Annotated in this window: 3 protein-coding genes; 1 reads left to right on the plus strand and 2 read right to left on the minus strand. The window is 67.7% G+C overall.

Going from position 1 to position 3,663, the window contains the following annotated elements; translation table 11 throughout:
- Positions 1-74 precede the first annotated feature (74 nt).
- Entirely contained in the window at positions 75-1,019 is a 945-nt protein-coding gene (locus AC0Z2B_RS32225) for a 2-hydroxyacid dehydrogenase (protein WP_476301466.1), read from the plus strand.
- Between the two features lie 21 nt (positions 1,020-1,040).
- Here AC0Z2B_RS32225 and AC0Z2B_RS32230 read toward each other — a convergent pair whose 3' ends face one another.
- Positions 1,041-2,123, minus strand: coding sequence for a M14 family metallopeptidase (locus tag AC0Z2B_RS32230; protein WP_476301464.1), 1,083 nt, complete (start codon positions 2,121-2,123; stop codon positions 1,041-1,043).
- A 102-nt stretch (positions 2,124-2,225) separates the two neighbouring features.
- Positions 2,226-3,476, minus strand: coding sequence for an MFS transporter (locus AC0Z2B_RS32235; protein WP_476301462.1), 1,251 nt, complete (start codon positions 3,474-3,476; stop codon positions 2,226-2,228).
- Positions 3,477-3,663 lie beyond the last annotated feature (187 nt).

Consider the following 3,663-nt stretch of genomic DNA (forward strand, 5'->3'; position numbering starts at 1 on the left):
TCCTTTGCGTACACTTCTGCTAAGTTGTACGATGACTTCGCCCGCTTCGCACAACAATTACCCCAGGAGCTCCCATGACCCAGCCCACCCCAGTCCTTATCGCAGGCCCCTTGCTGCCCAGCCTGCAAACAGCAGTAGACACCCATTTCGCCGCCACCCACTACTGGGAACTGGCCGACCAGCAGGCCTGGCTGCAGGCCCACGGCGCCAGCATCAAGGCCCTGGTCACCAGCGGCGTGTACGGCGCCAGCGCGGCGTTGTTGGGGCAGTTGCCCAACCTGGAGGCCATCTTCAGCTTCGGCGTGGGCTATGACGCCATTGCCGTGGACGTGGCCCGCGACCGCGGCATCGTGGTCACCAACACCCCGCAGGTGCTGGACGATTGTGTGGCGGACACGGCCATGGGCCTGATTCTCGACACCTTGCGCCGCTTCACCGAGGCCGACCGCTACGTGCGTGCCGGCAAGTGGCCCCAGGCGCGCTTCCCGGTAGCGGTGAAGGTCGGCGGCAAGAAGCTGGGCATCGTTGGCCTGGGCAACATCGGCCAGGCCATCGCCAAACGGGCGGCGGCGTTCGACATGGAGATCCTGTACCACAACCGCAGCCCCAAGGCGGGGGTCGACTACCGCTACTTCGCCGACCTCGACGCCATGATCAGCGCCTGCGACGTGCTGGTGCTGGCAGTGCCGGGCGGCAAGGCCACCGACCGCCTGATCGACGGGCGGCGCCTGGCTTTGCTGGGCAACAAGGGCTTCCTGATCAACATCGCCCGCGGTTCGGTGGTGGACCAGCCGGCGTTGATTGAGGCGCTGCAGCAGGGCACCATCGCCGGCGCCGGCCTGGATGTGTTCGAGGCCGAACCGCAGGTGCCCGAAAGCCTGTTGGCGATGGACAACGTGGTGCTGCTGCCCCACGTCGGCAGCGGCACCCAGGAAACCCGCCAGGCCATGGGCGACCTGGTGTGGAAGAACATCGAGGGCTGGTTCTACAACGGCAAGCGCCCGGTCACCCCGGTATAACCCCTTTGCTGTTACGGGGCTTTATTGGGTGAGCAGGCCGTCCACGGTCTGCCGGCACACCTCGCGGGCCTGCTCCAGCACCCGGCGCTTCCACTCATCAGTCTCCACGTAGAACGCTTCGCGTATCTGCTGCTTGATGCGCTGGCGTTGCTCGGCGCCGGTGCGCGGGTGGCGTTGCAGCCACTGTTCGGCGCGCAGCGCCTGCAGCACCTGCGGGCCGGGCTGGGTGCCGTACTCCAGGGTCAGGCCGTTGTACTGGGCCTGGGGGCATTCTTCCATCACGGCCAGGTCGAGGGTGCCACGCAGGTGCGCCGAGGTGGAACTGCCGTCGAAGCTGTTGGTCACCGCAGGGCCCCACCAGGCCTTGGCCCGGGCCAGGTCGTCGGCGCTGGCCGGGCCTTTGTAGATGCGCTCGCCCACGCCCATCGGGCCCAGCCCGGTGTGCAGGTCGATCCAGCCGATGCGCTGGCAGGCCTGGGCGTGTTCGCGCAGCACCTGGCGCACCCGCTGGTTGCTCCAGGTGGGCGCGGTGCCGCTGAAGAACAGCCCGTCGGGGTGGCTCGCCTGGCCGCTGGAGATGGCCGCTTGCAGTGCCTTGCGGCCCTTGCGCAGCACCTGCAGCATCAGCTTCAGTTCGTTGATGCGTGACGGCGGCCACTGCTCGGGCAGCAGCCGCTGGGCGATGGCGGCGTAGCCGGGGTTGGCCGGCTGGGGCTGGCTGAAGTCGAGGAAGTTGCGGTTCAGGTCGACGTTCTCATGGGTCACCCGCCGCAGCCACGAGAAACCGTAGGGGTTGAGCGCGTGCAGGTACAGCACGGCCAGGTCCTGCTGTTCGGTCAGCGCCATCCAGCTGTCGTCGTTCAACAGATCCAGCTGCACCGCCGAGCCACAAAAGCCCTCGATGCCATGGCAGCCGCTGCTGATCACCATCAGGTTGCGCGCGTCGGGCGCGCCCACCCGGCACACGTCCAGGGCCAGGGTTTCATTGTCACTGCCGGTGTGCGGGTGCACGTGCGACTGCACGGCGAGGCCGCGGCGCGCGCAGGCCAGCAGAAACTGTTGGCGCGCCTGGGCGTAGCTTGAAGCAAACACGGAAAGGTTCATGCGAGGGTCCTGGTAGGCAACGAACGGGAACGGCGCGCGCAGGCAGGCGCCGCGCGGGGCAGGCCCGCGCGCCGTGGGTCAAGCAATGGAAAAGAAGGGGGCTCAGCCGGCCCAGCGCGCCTGCAGGGCTTGGCGCGTGCGCGCCGGCGCGATGATCACCAGCCCCAGCGCCGCGCAGACCATGGCGGCCACGCCGATGCCGTGCAGCGCGGTCTCGAAGCCGCGGGCGATGTCACCGTCGAACAGCGTCACCAGCCGGCCCACGGCCCAGGGCGCGAACATGCCCGACAGGGTCATGCTGCCGACGTGGATCGCCAGCATGGCGCCGCGCTGGCGCAGCGGCGAGATGTGCGAGGTGATGGTCATGCCGAAGGCGAACACGCCGTTGAGCAGCACGCCGCCCAGCACGTAGCACACCAGCTTCATGGCCAGCCCGGCGGTCAACGTGCCCAGGGCGCAGAAGGCCAGGCCGCCGAGGATGCAGCAGGCCATGGGCGGCAGCACCAGGCTGCGCTGCACGCTGGCGCCGTTTCTGAGCAGGCGTTGGGACAGCGCCGACAGCAGCAGGTTGATGACGATGATGCTCAAGGTGGCGGCAAACAGCACGTAGCCGGCCTGCATGCTGCCCAGGCCCAGGCCTTTCTGCAGGTACACCGCCGACCAGCTGAACGACAGCGCGTTGGGTAGGTAGGCCAGGAAGCACATCAGCGAGATCCACACGAAGGTGCGGTTGAGCAGCAGGTGCCGGTAGGGCACGGTCGGGCTCGCCGCTTGCGGTGCAGCGCCCTGGCTGCCTTCGGCGCCGAACAGCCACCAGGCCAGCATCCACGCAAGGCTCAGGCCTGCGAGCAGCAGATACGCCGAGCGCCAGCCAAAATGGGCAATGCTGAAGGGCAGGGCGATGGCGCCCAGCAGGCCGCCCAGCATGATCGACACCTGCAGCAGCGACGCCGGCAGCACCTGCTTGTCGGCGGCGTACCACTTGAAGCTGGCGTGCTGGGTAACCGCCGTGCCCGGGCCACAACCGGCGCCCAGCAGCAGGCGGCTGGCAGTTAGCGCCGCCAGGCCATTGGCGAAGGTCACCAGCAGCTGCGCGCTGGTCCACACCAGTGCCATCAGGGTCAGAATCCAGCGGGTGGGAAAGCGGTTGGCGAGGAAGCCCACGGCAATCCCCGACAGCGAATACAGGAAGAAAAACGCGCTGCCGACGAAGCCGAACTGCTCGGCGCTCAGCTGCAGTTCATCAATGATCTGCGGGCCGGCGAAGGCGAAGATGGTCTTGTCCAGCACGCTGATGACCATCACAGCCATCAGCAGGCCGATCACCAGGGGGCGGCGCGGGGGCGCTCTCATGGGAAATCCTTGTGCGGTGGAGTTGCGATGGCCACAGCATGCCCCAGCCCCCTGCGCCTGGATAATCACCTCTGCACATGCGTATCAGGGTTGGTTATGGCGACCGTAGCCGCTGCCGAAGGCTGCGCTGGCCGGTGTGAACACCGGAGATTTTCAGCGAGGCACAGGGCCAGCGCAGCCTGGCGGC

Source organism: Pseudomonas sp. GYB4201 (assembly GCF_056312595.1).

Coding starts and splice junctions, on each gene's coding strand:
- AC0Z2B_RS32225 (WP_476301466.1), top strand. CDS start 75: ATGACCCAGCCCACCCCAGTCCTTATCGCAGGCCCCTTGCTGCCCAGC.
- AC0Z2B_RS32230 (WP_476301464.1), bottom strand. CDS start 2,123: ATGAACCTTTCCGTGTTTGCTTCAAGCTACGCCCAGGCGCGCCAACAG.
- AC0Z2B_RS32235 (WP_476301462.1), bottom strand. CDS start 3,476: ATGAGAGCGCCCCCGCGCCGCCCCCTGGTGATCGGCCTGCTGATGGCT.